Raw genomic sequence first — 18,504 nt, forward strand, 5'->3', positions numbered from 1 at the left:
ATAAGATACCTAGAGGGACAGTGACCTTGGGATTTAAATAAAGATATGTTGTTAAAGGATTTTTATACCGTAAATGAAATAGCTGTCGCTGATCAATCTGCGACGGCAAAAATAACGATAAACAAGGAGCACGAAGTGTTCAAGGGGCATTTTCCTGGAAACCCAGTAACTCCTGGTGTGTGCATGATGCAGATTATTAAAGAACTCACGGAAGAGATTGTAGGTGAAAAGCTGTTTATGGAATCTTGTAGCAATGTAAAGTTTATGGCTATTATCAATCCAGAGCTTACGCCTGTATTACATTTAGACCTGTCTATTTCCAAAGATGATAATTTGGTCAAGGTTAAAAATGCAACAAAATTCAATGATACTGTTGCCCTTAAATTATCTTCTGTCTTTAAAGTAGTAAAAGGATGAAAACATTGTTTCTTTTGGCTGGAGCTTTTCTTTTGATGCAAAGTTTGGACTTGGCAGAGGTTCGCAGCGCCTATAAAGAAGCTGCTCATGATAGCTCAAAAGTTGAGGTTTTCTATAAATCTTTGTCTGCGGTTACCAAGGATGACAATATTTCATTGGTGGCTTATAAAGGAGCTGCCATTGCACTAAAAGCTAAGCAAGCCCCAACCATAAAAGAAAAAAAAGCAGGCTTTATGGAAGGTGTGTCTTTAATTGAGTTTGCAATTGCTAAGGAGCCTAATGCCATTGAACCACGCTTTGTGCGTTTGGGAATTCAGGAAAATACACCTAAACTATTGAAATACAAAGAGGATATAGAAGAGGATAAATCGATGCTGCTGAGTGAATTCAAAAACATCAATTCTTCCAACCTTAAAGGGCATATTAAGGACTATATTTTACAGTCTAAAGTCTTTACAACTGAAGAAAAAACAGTAATTTCGAAGCTCTAATAGAATAAGCTTTCATTTCAGTGAATACGGACCCAATCTCACAAAAAATCAAAGACCTTAAGGCTTGTGTGTTGATTCCTACATACAATAACCATCGCACCTTGCAAAGGGTTCTTGATGGAGTCTTGGAATACACAGATGATATCTTGGTTGTTAATGACGGTTCGACAGATGCAACTAAGTCAATATTGCAATCTTACACTAATATTCATTGTCTGCATTTTAATGAGAACAAAGGGAAAGGTGTTGCTTTAAGGGAAGGGTTTAAAAAAGCTGTGGAGCTGACTTATGACTATGTTATTACCATCGATTCAGATGGGCAGCATTTTCCTAGTGATATCCCCGTGTTTTTAGAGGCTTTAGAAAATCATCCTACGGGAGAGTTACTGCTTATTGGAGCGCGTAATATGAGTCAGGAAGGGGTGCCCTCCAAAAGTAGTTTTGGGAATAAGTTTTCCAATTTTTGGTTTTGGTTTGAGACTGGAATCAAATTGGACGATACCCAATCGGGCTTTCGACTTTATCCACTGAAGCATTTAAAGGCGCTTAAATTTTATACTACCAAGTTTGAGTTTGAAATTGAGGTGATTGTAAAGGCAGCATGGCGAGACGTTGAAGTGAAAAATGTACCTATTCAAGTGCTTTATGATGAAAGTGAAAGAGTTTCGCACTTTAGGCCCTTCAAGGATTTTACCCGAATAAGTATTTTAAACACTTGGTTGGTGTTTTTAACCATCTTTTACATAAAACCGCGGGAGGTCTATAGAAATCTTAAAAAAAAAGGTGTTAAGCGTTTTTTGATAGAAGACTTTCTGGGAAGTTATGATTCGCCTAGTAAAAAGGCTTTGTCCATTGCCTTGGGAGTGTTTATTGGGCTATCGCCGTTTTGGGGATTTCATACTGTTTTGGTGATTTTCCTTGCTATTTTTTTAAAGTTGAATAAGCCTATTGCCTTTGCTTTCTCTAATGTAAGCTTGCCGCCTTTCATTCCACTTGTATTATATACAAGTTCAAAAATAGGACAATACATTTTAGGAGTAGATTTTTCATATTCTATTGAAGAGATTACGTCTAATTTTGGGGCAATCCGTCATTTTGAAGCCTATTTGATCGGGAGTTTTACTTTGGCAATTATCATGTCCGCGCTTTCAGGAATGGTAGGATTTCTTTTCTTTTCTATTTTTGACAAAAAGAAAGTGATTTTAAAGAATGGCTAAAGTGTTCTACACGCTATACCAAACTATTTCCAAAAGAAAAACAATTGGTTTTATTGGAATGCTATTGACTGTACTTGTACTGTCATGGCTGGCAAGCCAAATTGTTTTTGAAGAAGATATCACTAAGCTTATTCCTGTTGAAGAAAAGGATTCTGATGTTCAAAAGGTACTTCAAACCGTAAATTTTGCCGATAAAATTATTGTACATGTTTCAAAGGAGCCTGATGGTGAAGTTGAAGATTTAACGGAATATGCCTCAGAGTTTTTGAATAGTGTTAGTTCCAATTTTACGGCTTATGTTCAAGATGTTCAGGGACGTGTAAAGGATGAGCAGGCATTGCAAACTTTGGATTTTGTCTATGAAAACCTTCCCTTATTTCTGGATGATGCGGACTACTCGACTATTCAAAGCAAATTAGCTAAGGACAGTATAAATGCCATTACCAAAAACAATTATAAAACGTTAGTTTCTCCAACTGGAATTGTTGCCAAGCAAACTATTTTAAAGGATCCTTTGGGGATTTCGTTTATGGGGCTTAATAAACTAAGGCAGTTAAATATTGGAGATGAGTTTACCTTACATAATGGGTTTTTGTTGAGTAAGGATCAAAACCATCTACTGCTGTTTATTACACCAAATTTTAGTTCTAGTGAAACGGCTCAAAATACCTTGTTTGCTGAGGAACTATATGGACTTCAAGATGCATTGAATAGGAGTTTTCAAGATAAGAACGTACAAAGTGAATATTTTGGAGGAGCATTGATTGCTGTTGAAAATGCCAAACAGATTAAGAAGGATATTCAGTTTACGGTAGGGATCGCCATGACTGTTTTGCTAATTATTCTAATCGTTTTTTATAAACGGCTATGGTTGCCAATTGTACTTTTTACACCAACTCTTTTTGGCGGATTAGTAGCCATTGCAGTTTTGTTCCTTATTAGGGAAAAAATATCAGCAGTTTCCTTAGGAATTGGATCGGTGCTTTTGGGGGTAACCTTAGATTATTCGTTACATGTATTAACACATATTAGGAGCAATAGTAACGTGAAAGCCTTGTATGAGGATATCACTAAGCCTATTTTGATGAGTAGTTTAACCACTGCCTTGGCGTTTTTATGTCTATTGTTTGTGAAATCGCAGGCACTCCAGGATTTAGGTGTTTTTGCGGCCATTAGTGTTTTGGGAGCTTCGGTTTTTGCACTAATTTTTATTCCGCAGGTATACAAGGAGTCAAGAGAACGTACAACAAAATCTACTTGGATTGATACATTGGCATCGTTTCCGTGGCACCGTAAAAAGTGGGCCTTTGTTCTTTTGGCCATTGGCTTTGTGATTAGCGTATTTACGTATTCCAAAGTAGAATTTAATCAGGATATCAGCAAGCTCAATTATGAACCACCGGCATTAATGGCTGCCCAAAAGCGTTTGGATACGCTTACCAATATAGCCTCCAAATCTATGTATTTGGCGGCCTATGGAAATTCTCCTCAAGATGCTATTGCTGCAAATGACTTGGTGTTTGAAAAATTGAACAAGTTAAAACAGGAAGATGCCATTATAAATTTTAGCTCCTTAGGTGCTTTGGTGCAATCTCAAGATAAACAGCAAGTAAATATCAACAAATGGCGTACGTTTTGGAATAATTCCAAAGTAGAAGATGTAGAAAATAATTTGGTGGAAAGCGGTAGGACATTCGGGTTTAAGGATGCTACATTTACAAAGTTCTATAAGTTATTGAATGCAGATTTTCAACCTTTGCCCTTAGAGGGCTATCATGCCATTGAAGCTATTCCTGTTGACGATTATATTAGTTCTAAAAATGGTTTTACTACTGTAACCTCTCTTGTTAAGGTGAATGAAGAGCAGGTGGATGAAGTCCTTGGAGCTTTTGGAAACCAACCTAATGTTTTGGTTATTGATCGGCAGCAGATGAACGAACGGTTTTTGGGGCATCTTAAAAACGATTTCAATAACCTGTTGGGTTACTGTTTTCTGGTAGTTGTACTATTGCTTTTGCTCTTTTATAGAAGTGTTTCACTTACGCTGGTTACCATGCTGCCTATTATGCTAACCTGGTTTTTGACAGTTGGAATGATGGGACTCTTTGGTGTTCAGTTTAATATTTTCAATATTATCATTTCGTCTTTCATTTTTGGATTGGGAATTGATTATAGCATTTTTGTCACCAATGGCTTGTTGCACCAATATAGAACTGGAGAGCCTATGTTGGTAACCTATAAAACGTCTATAATTCTTTCGGTGATAACGACCATTTTGGGAGTAGGGGTGATGATTTTTGCAAAACACCCTGCACTATATACAATTTCCGTAGTTTCCATTATCGGAATTCTATCGGCCATGATTGTGTCTTTTACCATTCAGCCAGAGTTATTCTGGTTGTTTATAGGAAGTAGAACTAAACGGCCAATAAAGTTACGCTTGTTATTGCATTCGGTGGTTTCTTTTGGGTATTATGGGCTGAGTGGTTTGCTGCTGTCACTGTACAGTGTTGCCATTATGCCATTGATTCCTATTAGTAAAAAAGTGAAGATGAAATGGTTCCATAAAGTGGTGTCCAAGTTCATGAAATCGGTGTTGTACACCAATCCCTTTGTAAAGAAAACCATACTTAACCCTACAAATGAAACCTTTGAAAAACAGGCTGTAATTATTGCTAACCATACCTCTTTTCTGGATATTTTGGCCATTGGGATGCTGCATCCAAAGATTATATTTTTGGTAAACGATTGGGTGTATAATTCGCCAATTTTTGGAAAAGCTGTGCAATTGGCTGGGTTTTATCCGGTGTCGAGCGGTATCGAAAATGGCATCTCTCATTTACAACAAAAAGTGGATCAGGGGTATTCATTGATGGCTTTTCCGGAAGGCACGCGATCCAGAACCAACAAAATCAAGCGTTTTCATAAAGGTGCTTTTTATTTGGCAGAGCAGTTTCAGCTAGACATTGTTCCTGTAATCATTCACGGAAATTCCGAAGTCTTGCCAAAAGGTAGTTTTGTTATCAAAGATGGCGAAATTACTCTAAAGGTATTACCTAGAATTCCTTTTGGGACAAATAACTTTGGAACGACTACGAGGGCGCAAACTAAAAATATCAGTGCATATTTTAAGGACGAATATGCTGCTCTCAGGCAGCAATTGGAAGGAAAGGCGTATTTTCATAAAATCGTTTTGGAGGATTTTAGGTATAAGGGAGATAAATTATTCGCTAAGGTTAAAGAGGATTTGAAGGCGAAAGGCGAGCGTTATAAAACTATTTTGGACCAGGTGGATAAACGGGCTACGGTTCTGCACCTTTCAAAGGATTGTGGACAATTGGATTTTCTATTATCTTTAGATAGTCCAGATCGAAAAATTATAAGCTGTATTACCAATAAAAATGTGCGCGACATATTAAAAAGTAGTTATATTAGTAACAACAACAGTAAGATAGCCTATTTGGAGTCGGTTGAGGAAGTGCTGAAAACACCAGCCGATACCTTCATAGTAAATGCAGAAGGATATTCAGAAGTTGAATTAATGGAATTATTGGAAAATATTACAGTAGCTCAACTCATTCTTTTGAATATGGCCACTAGGGAATTTTGCAGTCAAGAAAATTACACAATACAATATGAACAACAACATTTAGTCATCCTTAACAAAACCATTGCAGTTTGAAATTAAAAGAATCATATGATATTGTCATTATAGGTAGTGGATTGGGTGGATTGGTGTCTGCCATTATTTTGGCAAAGGAAGGCTATAGTGTCTGTGTGCTTGAGAAAAACAATCAATATGGAGGTAATCTTCAAACCTTCGTAAGAAACAAAACTATTTTTGATACCGGTGTCCACTATATTGGGGGCTTAAGTGAGGGGCAAAACCTTTACCAATACTTTAAATATATTGGTATTATGGATGAGCTAAAGCTTAAAAAAATGGATGAAGATGGTTTTGATGTCATACTTTTTGAGGGCGATGATAAGGAGTATAAACACGCCCAAGGTTATGAGAATTATGAAAGCGTGCTGTTGGAGCAATTTCCGGATGAGGGAATTGCCATAAGTCAATATTGTGCCAAATTAAGGGAAGTTTGTTCCAAGTTTCCCCTGTACGCCTTGCAACGCGGGAAGGCGTATTATGATGATGCGGAGATTTTTAATTTGGGCGCCAAAGATTATATAGATTCCTTGACCCAAAATGAAACTTTAAGGGCAGTGTTGTCTGGCAATAATTATCTGTATGCAGGCGATGCCACAAGAACCCCTTTTTATGTACATGCTTTATCTGTAAATTCATTTATTGAAAGTTCTTATCGTTGTGTGAATGGAGGAAGCCAAATTACCAAGCTTTTGGTGAGAAGGTTGTTGGAACATGGGGGAGAGGTGTATAAGCATCATGAGGTGGAAAGGTTTACCTATCAGGACGGCAAGATTGCATCAGTGATTTGTACTAATGGGGTAGAGGTTAATGGGAATTTGTTCATTTCGAATATTGAGCCCAAACTAACACTCAAAATGGTAGGAGAAGATAAGTTTAGAAAGGCCTATACAAAAAGAGTAGAAAATATTGAAAGTACCATTGCAGCCTTCACCGTTTATTTGGTGTTAAAGCCCAATACATTTAAATACCACAACAAAAATTATTACTTTTTCAAGGATGTCAATAATATATGGGATACCCAAGACTATACAGAAGAGAATTGGCCCCAAAGTTATATGATGTCTATGGGAGTCCATAAAAACAATGAGGAATATGGCGATAGTATTGCCATTATGACTTATATGCGCTATGAGGAAATGAAGCCATGGGAAAATACTTTTAATACGGTGGCACACAAAAATGAAAGAGGACAAAGTTATGAAGAGTTTAAGGCAGAAAAGGCTGAGAAGGTAATTGTAGAAGTTGAAAAGAAATTTCCAAATATACGTGAGTGTATAGAAGAGGTATATACGTCAACCCCATTGTCGTATCGTGATTATATAGCCTCCAATAGAGGGTCTATGTATGGGTACGTGAAGGATGTAAATAAACCAATGCAGTCTTTTATTTCTCCAAAAACCAAAGTGCAAAACTTGCTGTTTACGGGACAAAGTTTGAACATGCATGGTATTTTGGGGGTCACCATTGGAGCGGTAATAACGTGTTCGGAGATTTTGGGAAGGGACTATTTACTGGATAAAATTTTGGAAGCAAACAAAAAAGCGCAAATAGTGTAATATGCAAACAATTAAAACATCGCCGGTAGCTCGAGTTAGGAATATTACGAAAGAGGAATTCGTCAAGTATTATTACAAACCTCAGATACCTGTTTTAATTGAAAATTTAACCCACGATTGGCCTGCTTTTAAAAAGTGGAATCTAGATTATATCCAACAAAAGGCGGGTGATCAAGTTGTTGATTTGTACAATAACGAACCTACTAAAGGAAAGCAATATTCTGCAGAGCCTGTTATGAAAATGAAGCTCCATGACTATATGGAGATTTTAAAAACCAAGCCTACAGATTTAAGGATATTCTTTTATAATATTTTAGACAAGATGCCAGATTTGGCCAATGATTTTGAATATCCGGACATTGGGTTGAAATTTTTCAAGCGACTGCCCGTAATGTTTTTTGGGAGTACAGGATCTAAGGTGTTACCGCATTTTGATATGGACTTGGCCGATTTGATGCATTTTCATTTTCATGGAAAAAAAAGTGTGATGTTATTTTCGCCAGAGCAGACTAAGTATCTTTATAAAATACCTTATGCCGTGCACAATTTGGAATGTATTGATCTGGACAATCCCGATTTTGATACGTATCCTGCATTAAAAAATCTTAACGGTTTAGAAGTCGAGATGAAACACGGTGATGCCCTTTACATGCCCAGTGGCTATTGGCATTATATAAAGTATTTGGATGGTGGATTCTCCATGACCTTAAGGGCCTTTTCAAGGCGTCCAAAGACCTTTGCAAAAATGTTGAGCAATGTGTTCGTCATGCGGCATTTTGAAAATGTAATGCGCAAACTGAAAGGGCAACAATGGATAGATTACAAAAATGAGTTGGCCATAGCAAAAACTCATAAATTATTAAAAAGGGAAGCTTAGTTGTATGATTTATAAAAAGGGGCTCTTAGCTCTGAATGGTTTGATGCTGGTTGTCATGACCTCTTGTGGCGTTTCAAAGTCATTGCATGACATTCCAAATGTAAGTAGCTTCAATTCTCAAATACCAGATAGACAAAAAATAGAAGATACGTTGCTTGTAGCAGGGACCAACAGGTTGATGAAAAATCAACAGGGGTTATGGGAGCTTTCGGTGGAAGGAAACCCGTATCAGTTGGGTATGGTTTCAGGAAGTTTGACTCAGGAATTGTTTGAAAAACAGGAAGAAGCGCTTTTGGGCAAGGTAGAAGAAATGGTACCTTCCAAATTCAAACAATACATGCTGCGAAAAATATTGGCCTGGTACAATAGAAAAATGTACATGCATGTACCTGAAGAATACAAGGCTGAAATCTTGGGGCTTTCAAAATATGCAGGGGACACTTATGATTATGTTGCCGATGATTATTTACGGATTTTATATTTACATGGTGCTCATGATATAGGCCATGCATTTCAGGATTTGGCCTTGGTGGGCTGTTCTTCTTTTGCCGCGTGGGGAGAACATACGGAGGATGGAAACCTAATAATAGGACGCAATTTCGACTTTTATGCAGGCGATGAGTTTTCTGAAAACAAGATCGTAGCCTTTGTGAAACCAACTAATGGTTACAAATTTATGTCTGTTACCTGGGCGGGGATGATTGGTGTTGTGTCTGGGATGAATGAAAAAGGTTTGACAGTGACCATAAATGCAGGGAAATCCAAAGTGCCGTTGCTGGCCAAAACACCAATATCTATTGTGACTCGTGAAATTTTACAGTATGCTTCCACTATTGAAGAGGCTATTGCTATTGCCAAAAAAAGAGAGGTGTTTGTGTCGGAATCTATTTTTGTGGGAAGTGCGGCAGATAACAAGGCGGTAACTATTGAAGTGTCTCCAGAGAATTTTGGGGTTTATGAAGTGGCAAATTCTGAAGAATTGATTTGTACCAATCATTTTCAAAGTGAGGCTTATGCGAATGATGAAGATAATTTAAAGCATATTGCAGAAAGTCATTCCATGTACAGGTATCAAAGAATGGAAGAACTTTTAAATGAGGCTCCTAAAGTGTCTCCTGAAGTGGCTGTGGATATTTTAAGGAATAAGGAAGGGCTCCATAATGAATTAATTGGTTATGGCAATGAAAAATCCCTAAATCAATTGTTGGCACACCACGGTATTGTATTTCAGCCTTCGAAGAGGCTGGTTTGGGTTTCTGCACCGCCGTACCAGTTGGGAGCATTTGTAGCTTATGATTTGGATGCGGTGTTTGCAGCGGATAATGAAAAAACAGCTTCCCTACAAAATAAAGCGCTTATGATTGAAGCTGATGACTTTCTATATACTGAGGCCTATGCTAATTATGAGAACTACCGAGTGTTGAGTAGAAGCTTGGCTGATGCTATTCAAAATGATGGACATCTGGAACCTGAATTACTTTTGGAGTTTCAAAAATCAAACCCCAATTATTGGGAGACCTATTACTTGTTAGGGCAATATTATTACGGAAAAAAATACTATACTGCAGCGCAAAATGCGTTTGAGAAGGCCTTGTCCAAAGAAATTTCGACAGTGCCCTATAAGCAGGATATTCAACATTATATAAAAAAAATAAAACGACAATTACAGTAATGATTCCAGAAATTGAAAAAGCGTCGTTAGCAGACATTAAATTGTTCCAAGAGGAAAAATTAAGTGAGCTTTTAACTTATTTACAGGCAAATTCTACCTATTACCAAAGGGTGTTTAAAGAACAGGATATTGATGTGTCTACCATTAAAACTCTTGAAGATTTGGTAAAACTTCCCTTAACTACCAAAGAGGATTTACAGAAGTATAATGATGACTTTTTATGTGTTCCAAAACATAAAGTGATTGATTATGTTACGACTTCAGGCACTTTGGGTGATCCAGTAACTTTTGCGCTTACCGATAATGATTTGGAACGTTTGGCGTATAATGAGGCTATTTCATTTGCCTGTGCAGGGGTCGCCGAAACCGACATTTTGCAACTTATGACCACCATAGATCGTCGTTTTATGGCGGGGTTGGCCTATTTTTTAGGTGTACGTAAATTGGGAGCGGGAATTATTAGAGTTGGAGCAGGGATTCCGGAATTGCAGTGGGATTCTATTTTAAAATTTAAACCAACCTATCTTATAGCGGTTCCTTCATTCTTGTTGAAATTGATAGAATATGCCAATCAGCATGGTATTGATTTAAAAGAATCAGGTGTGAAAGGAGCCATTTGTATAGGGGAATCTTTAAGAAATCAGGATTTTACCTTGAATACACTTGCTGAAAAAATTACCTCGAGTTGGGACATTGAATTATATTCTACCTATGCCTCAACTGAAATGAATACTGCTTTTACGGATTGTGAACAACAACAAGGGGGGCATCATCATCCAGAATTGATTATTGTAGAAATATTGAATGATGACAATCAGCCAGTGGACGAAGGTGAGGTTGGTGAACTTACTATTACCACCCTTGGAGTGGAAGGGATGCCGCTTTTAAGGTTTAAGACTGGGGATATGGTCAAAGCACATACCACGCCATGTGGATGCGGCCGAAACACTATGCGTTTGGGACCGGTTGTGGGAAGGAAAAAGCAAATGATCAAATATAAGGGGACGACCTTGTACCCTCCAGCCATGGATAATATTTTAAATGATTTCCAGGAGGTCCAAAGTTATATTGTTGAAATTTCCAGCAATGCTATAGGAACTGATGAAATTTGTATTAAAATAGCGGCAACCAATCCAACGGAAAAACTACAGCAGGCTATTAAAGACCATTTTAGGGCAAAATTGCGTGTAGCGCCAAAAGTTGAATTTCATGACGCTAAAGAAATCCATGCCTTACAGTTCCCTAAGATGAGCAGAAAACCTATTAAAGTTATCGATAACAGAAAATAGATTGTATAGAAGAATTCCTATGGAATATCTGGAGAATGGACAAATCGTGTTGTAACTTTTTAGTATCTTTCAATCCTAAAATAACTAACATTTAAAACCACTTTATGAATACTTCTTTTGAGTTTTTAGACTACTTTATCTTTGTGGCTTATGCTATACTCATACTTACGGTTGGGTTATGGATGTCCAGAGATAAAAAAGGTCATGAAAAGAATGCCGAAGATTATTTTTTGGCAGGTAAGTCATTGCCTTGGTGGGCTATCGGAGCCTCTTTGATTGCGGCAAATATTTCAGCAGAACAATTTATTGGGATGTCGGGATCTGGATTTGCATCTGGATTAGCCATTGCATCTTACGAATGGATGGCTGCATTGACATTGCTTATTGTAGGTAAATTTTTTCTGCCAATTTTTATTGAAAAGGGGTTGTATACGATTCCTGAATTTGTTGAAAAGCGTTTTTCTACCAACTTAAAGACCATATTGGCGGTCTTCTGGATTGCGCTTTATGTGTTTGTTAACTTGGCATCTGTATTGTATTTGGGGGCTTTGGCCTTGGAGACCATCATGGGAATTCCTATGATGTATGGTGTGATGGGATTGGCGTTGTTCGCGGCAGCTTATTCGTTGTACGGAGGACTCTCAGCTGTAGCTTGGACGGATGTTATCCAGGTTGTTTTCTTGGTTTTAGGAGGTTTGGCAACGACCTATTTGGCTTTGAATACAGTGTCCGGTGGTGAAGGTGTTATGGCTGGATTGAAAACGGTTTATGAAACAGTTCCAGATCGCTTTGCCATGATTTTGGATGAGTCGCACCCAGAGTACAAAAACCTTCCGGGAATAGGGGTTTTAGTTGGAGGTATGTGGGTTGCAAACCTTTATTATTGGGGATTCAACCAATATATCATTCAAAGAACCTTAGCAGCAAAATCATTAAGAGAAGCTCAAAAGGGGATTTTATTGGCCGCATTTTTAAAGTTGATTATTCCATTGATAGTGGTAATTCCTGGAATTGCGGCTTACTTAATGGTTAACAATCCTGAAATTTTAGGAAGTTTGGGAGAAGCAGGACTTCAAAACTTGCCATCTACTGAGCAGGCGGATAAGGCTTACCCTTGGTTATTGCAGTTTTTGCCTGCGGGACTTAAAGGGGTGGCATTTGCAGCTCTAGCGGCAGCAATCGTATCTTCCTTGGCATCTATGTTAAATTCAACCTCTACCATTTTTACAATGGATATTTATAAGCAGTATATCAATAAATCTGCTAGTTCCAAGCAAACGGTAACTATGGGAAGAATTTCGGCAGCGGTAGCTTTGGTAATAGCTTGTATTATGGCGCCTTTGTTGGGAGGAATTGATCAAGCATTCCAGTTTATTCAAGAGTATACAGGTGTGGTAAGTCCTGGTATTTTGGCGGTATTTCTTTTAGGACTGTTCTGGAAGAAAACTACCAACAAAGCGGCTATTGTTGGGGCCTTGACTTCAATTCCAATTGCTATGTACTTCAAGGTAGCACCTAAGGGATGGTCAACAAGCCCAATTTTTGTTGATATCCCATTCATGGATCAAATGGGGTATACTGCTATTTTGACGATTATAGTAATCGTTATAGTAAGTTTGATGCAGAATAAGGGGGCAGAGGACCCTAAAGGTATTCCTTTGAGTGGTAAACTGTTTAAAACAGGACCGGTTTTTAATGTAGGAGCCTTTGCTGTCATGATTATTTTAGTTGTGCTTTACGCCTTATTCTGGAAATAGAAAGCATGTTATAAACAAAAAGGATTGGCATTTGCCAATCCTTTTTGTTTTAGTATAGGATAAAAAAATCCCCACAATTAATTGTGGGGATTTTTAACATGGTAAAGTTGTTATTCTTTAACAGAAACTTTGATGTTAGGGTCAACCTTAGTCAAAGAATCTTGAAGTGCTTTAACAGCAGCTTCTACTTCTTCTTGAGATCCTGAAAAAGTTTTGCTTCCTTTTACTTCTTTTCCTGCAACCATATAGTCGTATTCAACTGTTACAGATTCAACGTCAACTGGAGTGCCTTCTACTGCTTCGTCAATAGCTTCTTCAACAGCTTCTTCAGTAGCGTTTGCAGCGTCCTCCATAGCTTCGCCAGTTGCATCTGCAGCATCTTCTACAGCATCTACAGCGTCTTCAACAGTAGTTTCTACTGTTTCTGTTACTTCTTCGGTTTTTTCTTTGGTTTCTTTACAAGCAGTGAATGACATTCCAACAGCAAGTAGAATCAGTAATGATTTTTTCATGGTTAATAGTTTATTAGTGTTAAAAATTAATAGCGAAATTAACTACTAAAATGTTAAGTAGCAATAAAAAAAATGATAATATTTAACATTTTTAGTAAAAATATTTTAACCTCACTAGACTATTTACGAATATAATTTATGATTTGGATGACAGCGTCCTTATTTTTTTTGACGAATTCTGTGTTTAAAAAACCTAATTGCTTTCTTTGGTTTTCATTTTCAATAAGTTGGGTTAAGGTACTGTCAAGTTGGGAATGTGAAGAAATTGATTGAACCCCACCATGTGCAATCATGTTATGGGCCTCTGGGAACTTTTGGTAGTTTTTGCCAATAATTACGGGAACTCCAAAAACAGAAGGTTCGAGGATGTTGTGAAGTCCTGTTTTACCCATGGCTCCACCTACATAGGCAATATCTGCGTAGGCATATATTTTGGTCAATAGACCTATAGTGTCAACGATCAATACGGAATAATCCGAAAGATTCTTGTCTTCTTTTTCAGAAAATAGAACCGTTTTTGCTGTAATCTGTGCTTTTAAGTCGGCAATTAAATTTGGTTTGATGTTATGAGGAGCGATGATGTATTTTACGTTTTCAGAAGCATGGGCATTAATGTGCGGAATAAGAAGCGCTTCGTCCTCTGGCCATGAACTGCCAATGACCACACAAAGCGCATCCTGCTTGAATTCATTTATAAATGGTAAATTGTTGTCTTGGTTGAGTTGGTCGGAAACGCGATCGAATCTTGTGTCGCCTGTAACACTTGTTTGAGTGATTCCAATTGAATCTAGAAGTACTTTGGAACTTTCATTTTGAACAAAAATATGGTCAAAGCTTTTAAGAGCCTGTCTCATAAATTCACCATAAAATTTAAAATAGGACTGTTGAGGTCTGAAGTTGGCCGATATTAAAAAGGCTTTAAGGTGGCGCTTTTCCAATTCATTTAACACGTTAGGCCAAATATCATATTTTACGAATACAGTGATTTCTGGGTGCACCAAATCCACGAATTTTTTGGCCTTGCTTTTAGAGTCTAGAGGCAAGTAAACCACACTATCTGCGATTTCGGAATTCTTTCGGATTTCATAGCCTGAGGGCGAAAAGAAGCTTAAAACTACCTTGTGATTTGGGTACAGTACCCGTAACTTTTTAAAAACGGGCAGTCCTTGTTCATATTCTCCCAAAGAAGCACAGTGAAACCAAAGAGTTTTATCTTCAGGAAGGATGGATTGTTTTAGAATTTTAAAAGTGTTGGCTCTTCCCTCAACGCCCAATTTTATTTTTGGATTGAAAAGTGCAATGATTTTTAATACAATTCCCGTGAGGAAAATCCCTAAATTATATAATAAATTCACCTGTTAATTGTTTCCGCTAAAATACGTTACTTTACCATAAATTCATTGGCTGTCGTCGTTGAATTTCGTAAATTCGCTACTTCGTGGCGCATGTGTCCATGGGCCTTTCTACATTTAACGATTATTACATTTCAGATGAAAAAAATACAAATGGTAGACCTTAAAGGTCAATATGCCAAAATAAAAGATGTCGTGGATACTTCCATTCAGGAAGTTTTGGATAATACAGCCTATATAAACGGACCTAAGGTCCATGAGTTTCAAGCTAATTTAGAACAATACCTTAATGTAAAACATGTGATTCCTTGTGCTAATGGAACCGATGCCCTGCAGATTGCCATGATGGGATTGGGATTAAAACCAGGAGATGAGGTTATTACTGCTGATTTTACGTTTGCAGCAACTGTTGAGGTGATTGCACTTTTGCAATTGACGCCTGTTTTGGTGGACGTGGACCTTGAAAATTTCAATATTGATATTGAGGCTATCAAAAAGGCGATCACTCCAAAAACTAAGGCGATTGTTCCTGTGCATCTATTCGGGCAATGCGCTAATATGGAGGCTATTATGGAAATTGCGAAAGAACATAATTTGTTTGTGATAGAAGACAATGCGCAAGCCATTGGGGCAAATTATACCTATAGCGATGGAACAAAAGTTAAGGCAGGAACCATTGGCAATGTGGGGGCAACTTCGTTTTTCCCTTCCAAGAACTTAGGCTGTTATGGGGATGGAGGAGCCATCTTTACAAACGATGATGACTTGGCCCATACTATTAGAGGAATTGTAAATCATGGTATGTACGAGCGCTACCACCATGATGTGGTAGGGGTGAACTCTAGGTTAGATTCTGTTCAAGCAGCCGTGCTGAATGCAAAATTACCAAAGCTAGATGCTTACAACAAAGCAAGACAAACAGCGGCAGTGGCCTATAACAAGGCTTTTGAAGGACAAGCTAATATCATTATTCCAAAAACGGTGAGCGATTGTTGTGAAGGTATTTGCGATGGTTGCGATTGTCATGTATTTCATCAATATACTTTGAGGGTTTTGAATACGGATAGAGATGCTTTGGCAAAACACTTAAATGAGAATGGAATTCCTTGTGGCGTATATTACCCAATTCCTTTGCACTTGCAAAAGGCATACAAGGATGAGAGGTACAAGGAGGAAGACTTTAAGGTTACCAACCAATTAGTTAAGGAGGTGATTTCCTTACCTATGCACACAGAATTGGATGCGGAGCAAATTGACTTTATTACAACAACAGTTATTAATTTTATAAACAAATAATTTAATGAAAGTACTGGTAACAGGAGGACTCGGGTTTATTGGCTCGCACACGGTCGTAGAATTGCAAAATAAAGGTTTTGAAGTAGTCATTATAGATAATCTTTCTAACTCCTCTATTGAGGTTTTGGATGGTATCGAGGCTATTTCGGGAGTAAGACCTTTGTTTGAGGAATTGGACTTAAAGGAAAAGTCAAGAGTAGAAGAATTCTTCAAAGCGCATAAGGACATTGTTGGTGTGATTCATTTTGCCGCTAGTAAGGCTGTTGGAGAAAGTGTCAATGAACCATTGATGTATTACGAAAACAACTTGAATACGTTAATCTATGTTCTGAAATCGGTACTTCATTTGGATTCTGCCAATTTCATTTTTAGTTCTTCATGTACCGTTTATGGACAAGCGGATGAGCTGCCAATTTTAGAAAGTGCCCCTGTAAAACCAGCAGAATCGCCTTATGGAAATACCAAGCAAATAGGGGAGGAAATTATTGTTGATACTTGTAAGGTAAGATCAAACTTAAATGCTATTTCCCTTCGTTATTTCAATCCAATTGGGGCGCATGCCAGTGCAAAAATTGGAGAGTTGCCACTGGGCGTACCTCAAAATTTAGTACCTTTTATCACACAAACGGCAGCAGGCCTTAGAGAGCAATTGGCTGTTTTTGGAGATGATTATCCAACGCCAGACGGTACTTGTATTAGAGACTATATCCATGTGGTAGATTTAGCAAAAGCCCATGTAGTAGCTTTACAGCGTCTTTTGGAGAAGAAGAACCCTGAAAATTATGAAGTGTTCAATATAGGAACAGGTAAGGGAAGTTCTGTTTTGGAAGTGATCCAATCTTTTGAAAAGGTGACTGGTCTTAAATTGAATTATAAAATTGCCGAGAGAAGAGCGGGAGACGTCATCCAAGCCTTTGCAGATACCTCTAAGTCCAATGAAGTATTGGGTTGGAAAGCAGAATTGAGCCTTGACGATGCCATGGAGTCTGCTTGGAAGTGGGAAAAGCACATCAGGAACATTTAAAAACCAATATAATGAGACATTTTATTTCCTTGTGCATCCTGTTACTTTCATTTTCAGTAACCGGACAAGACCTCTATTTACATTGTGGGAAGCTGGTAGATACGAAAGCCGAAAAAGTTTTGACCAACAAAACGGTGGTTGTTTCAGGAAATAAAATCGTCTCAGTAAAAAATGGTTTTGTAATCCCAAAATCGAAAAAGGATTCGGTGATAGACTTAAAGGACAAAACGGTCATGCCGGGCCTTATAGATATGCATGTGCATATTGAGCATGAAACTAATCCAAAAGCCTATTTGGAGCGTTATACCCTTAACGAAGCAGATGTAGCCTTCAATTCTACACAATATGCCAAGGTTACTTTAATGTCGGGTTTTACCACGGTTAGGGATTTGGGTGGCTCGGGAGTGAATGTGTCTTTACGAAATGCCATCAATTCAGGAACAGTTATTGGTCCACGCATTTTTACTGCGGAAAAGGCTTTGGCAACCACAGGAGGTCATGCTGATCCTACCAATGGAAACAACAGAGAACTCGTTGGAAATCCTGGCCCTAAGGAAGGTGTGGTGAATGGGGTTGAGGATGCCAAAAAAGCGGTGAGACAGCGTTATAAAAATGGTGCTGATTTAATAAAGATAACTGCGACAGGTGGCGTATTGAGTGTTGCCAAAAGTGGACAAAATCCACAATTTACGTTAGAAGAAATAAAGGCCATTTGCGACACAGCAAAGGATTATGGTTTTCATGTGGCAGCTCATGCCCATGGCGATGAAGGAATGCAACGTGCTATTTTGGGAGGTGTTAAAACCATAGAACACGGTACCTTAATGAGTGATGAAACTATGGAGCTCATGAAAAAGCATGATGTATATCTAGTGCCTACTATTACGGCAGGAAAAACAGTTTCGGAAAAGGCTAAAATTCCAGGGTATTATCCCGAAGTTATTGTTGGAAAGGCTTTGGATATCGGACCGAAAATTCAAACTACTTTTGGAAAAGCCTACAAAAAAGGTGTTGGAATAGCTTTTGGTACGGATGCCGGAGTGTTTATCCATGGCGAGAATGGTAAGGAGTTTGCTTACATGGTAGAAGCAGGAATGCCTGCCATAGAAACTTTAAAATGTGCTACAGTAACCAACGCCATGTTATTAAACATGCAAAACGAATTGGGTCAGATTAAAGAAGGTTATTTGGCAGACATAATTGCTACAAATGATGACCCAACAGAAAACATTGCTACTATGGAAAATGTAGTCTTTGTAATGAAATCGGGTGAAATCTATAAATCTACTGCACCCTGAAAAGGTAAAACTTTATCGGGATATACTTGATTAACAAAATTTTAGGTTTTTTTTAGGAAGGCTAGGATGTATTAATGAA

General features: G+C 38.0%; 14 protein-coding genes. 12 read left to right on the forward strand and 2 right to left on the reverse strand.

All coding sequences use genetic code 11. From position 1 onward, the window contains the following. Nucleotides 1-45: 45 nt before the first annotated feature. The 9 genes from RBH95_RS03735 (at nucleotide 46) to RBH95_RS03775 (ending at nucleotide 12,943) form a co-directional block, all read left to right on the forward strand. Nucleotides 46-417, forward strand: coding sequence for a 3-hydroxyacyl-ACP dehydratase (locus RBH95_RS03735; protein ID WP_307901383.1), 372 nt, complete (start codon nucleotides 46-48; stop codon nucleotides 415-417). Beyond that, nucleotides 414-908, forward strand: a complete 495-nt coding sequence (locus RBH95_RS03740) for a hypothetical protein (RefSeq protein WP_307901384.1) — start codon at nucleotides 414-416, stop codon at nucleotides 906-908. The genes RBH95_RS03735 and RBH95_RS03740 overlap by 4 nt, the downstream gene beginning before the upstream one ends. A 20-nt stretch (nucleotides 909-928) precedes the next feature. After that, nucleotides 929-2,125 (forward strand): DUF2062 domain-containing protein, encoded by a 1,197-nt coding sequence (locus RBH95_RS03745; protein ID WP_307901385.1) that lies wholly within the window; start codon nucleotides 929-931, stop codon nucleotides 2,123-2,125. Beyond that, nucleotides 2,118-5,807: a 1-acyl-sn-glycerol-3-phosphate acyltransferase gene (locus RBH95_RS03750; protein ID WP_307901386.1), complete on the forward strand. Its 3,690-nt coding sequence runs from the start codon at nucleotides 2,118-2,120 to the stop codon at nucleotides 5,805-5,807. The genes RBH95_RS03745 and RBH95_RS03750 overlap by 8 nt, the downstream gene beginning before the upstream one ends. Then, nucleotides 5,804-7,348 carry an NAD(P)/FAD-dependent oxidoreductase gene (locus RBH95_RS03755; protein ID WP_307901387.1) on the forward strand — a complete coding sequence of 515 codons (1,545 nt, stop codon included), beginning with the start codon at nucleotides 5,804-5,806 and terminating at the stop codon, nucleotides 7,346-7,348. The genes RBH95_RS03750 and RBH95_RS03755 overlap by 4 nt, the downstream gene beginning before the upstream one ends. Before the next feature lies 1 nt (nucleotide 7,349). Next, nucleotides 7,350-8,225: a cupin-like domain-containing protein gene (locus RBH95_RS03760; protein WP_307901388.1), complete on the forward strand. Its 876-nt coding sequence runs from the start codon at nucleotides 7,350-7,352 to the stop codon at nucleotides 8,223-8,225. A gap of 4 nt (nucleotides 8,226-8,229) precedes the next feature. Next, entirely contained in the window at nucleotides 8,230-9,897 is a 1,668-nt protein-coding gene (locus tag RBH95_RS03765) for a C45 family peptidase (protein WP_307901389.1), read from the forward strand. Next, a complete protein-coding gene (locus RBH95_RS03770) occupies nucleotides 9,897-11,186 on the forward strand; it encodes a phenylacetate--CoA ligase family protein (RefSeq protein WP_307901390.1) in 1,290 nt (429 codons plus the stop codon). Before RBH95_RS03765 ends, RBH95_RS03770 begins: the two co-directional genes overlap by 1 nt. 104 nt (nucleotides 11,187-11,290) lie before the next feature. Next, a complete protein-coding gene (locus RBH95_RS03775) occupies nucleotides 11,291-12,943 on the forward strand; it encodes a sodium/sugar symporter (protein ID WP_307901391.1) in 1,653 nt (550 codons plus the stop codon). 110 nt (nucleotides 12,944-13,053) lie between these two features. Here the strand turns inward: RBH95_RS03775 and RBH95_RS03780 are convergent, their stop codons facing one another. Beyond that, the gene (locus tag RBH95_RS03780) at nucleotides 13,054-13,419 is read right to left on the reverse strand and encodes a hypothetical protein (RefSeq protein WP_307901392.1); all 366 of its coding nucleotides are present in this window, start codon (nucleotides 13,417-13,419) and stop codon (nucleotides 13,054-13,056) included. A 155-nt stretch (nucleotides 13,420-13,574) separates the two neighbouring features. Next, complete coding sequence (locus RBH95_RS03785) at nucleotides 13,575-14,810, reverse strand: 3-deoxy-D-manno-octulosonic acid transferase (protein ID WP_307901393.1); 1,236 nt, start codon at nucleotides 14,808-14,810, stop codon at nucleotides 13,575-13,577. Between the two features lie 135 nt (nucleotides 14,811-14,945). On the opposite strand from RBH95_RS03785, the gene RBH95_RS03790 reads away from it, so the two are divergent. The 3 genes from RBH95_RS03790 to RBH95_RS03800 are packed head-to-tail and all read left to right on the forward strand — an operon-like array spanning nucleotide 14,946 to nucleotide 18,425. Then, on the forward strand, nucleotides 14,946-16,103 hold the full coding sequence (locus RBH95_RS03790; RefSeq protein WP_307901394.1) for a DegT/DnrJ/EryC1/StrS aminotransferase family protein: 1,158 nt from the start codon (nucleotides 14,946-14,948) through the stop codon (nucleotides 16,101-16,103). Nucleotides 16,104-16,107: 4 nt separating this feature from the next. Next, a complete protein-coding gene (gene galE, locus RBH95_RS03795) occupies nucleotides 16,108-17,127 on the forward strand; it encodes a UDP-glucose 4-epimerase GalE (RefSeq protein ID WP_307901395.1) in 1,020 nt (339 codons plus the stop codon). An 11-nt stretch (nucleotides 17,128-17,138) separates the two neighbouring features. Next, nucleotides 17,139-18,425 carry an amidohydrolase family protein gene (locus RBH95_RS03800; protein ID WP_307901396.1) on the forward strand — a complete coding sequence of 429 codons (1,287 nt, stop codon included), beginning with the start codon at nucleotides 17,139-17,141 and terminating at the stop codon, nucleotides 18,423-18,425. Nucleotides 18,426-18,504: the final 79 nt, after the last annotated feature.

The sequence above is a fragment of the Mangrovimonas sp. YM274 genome (assembly GCF_030908385.1).
Lineage (GTDB): Bacteria > Bacteroidota > Bacteroidia > Flavobacteriales > Flavobacteriaceae > Mangrovimonas_A.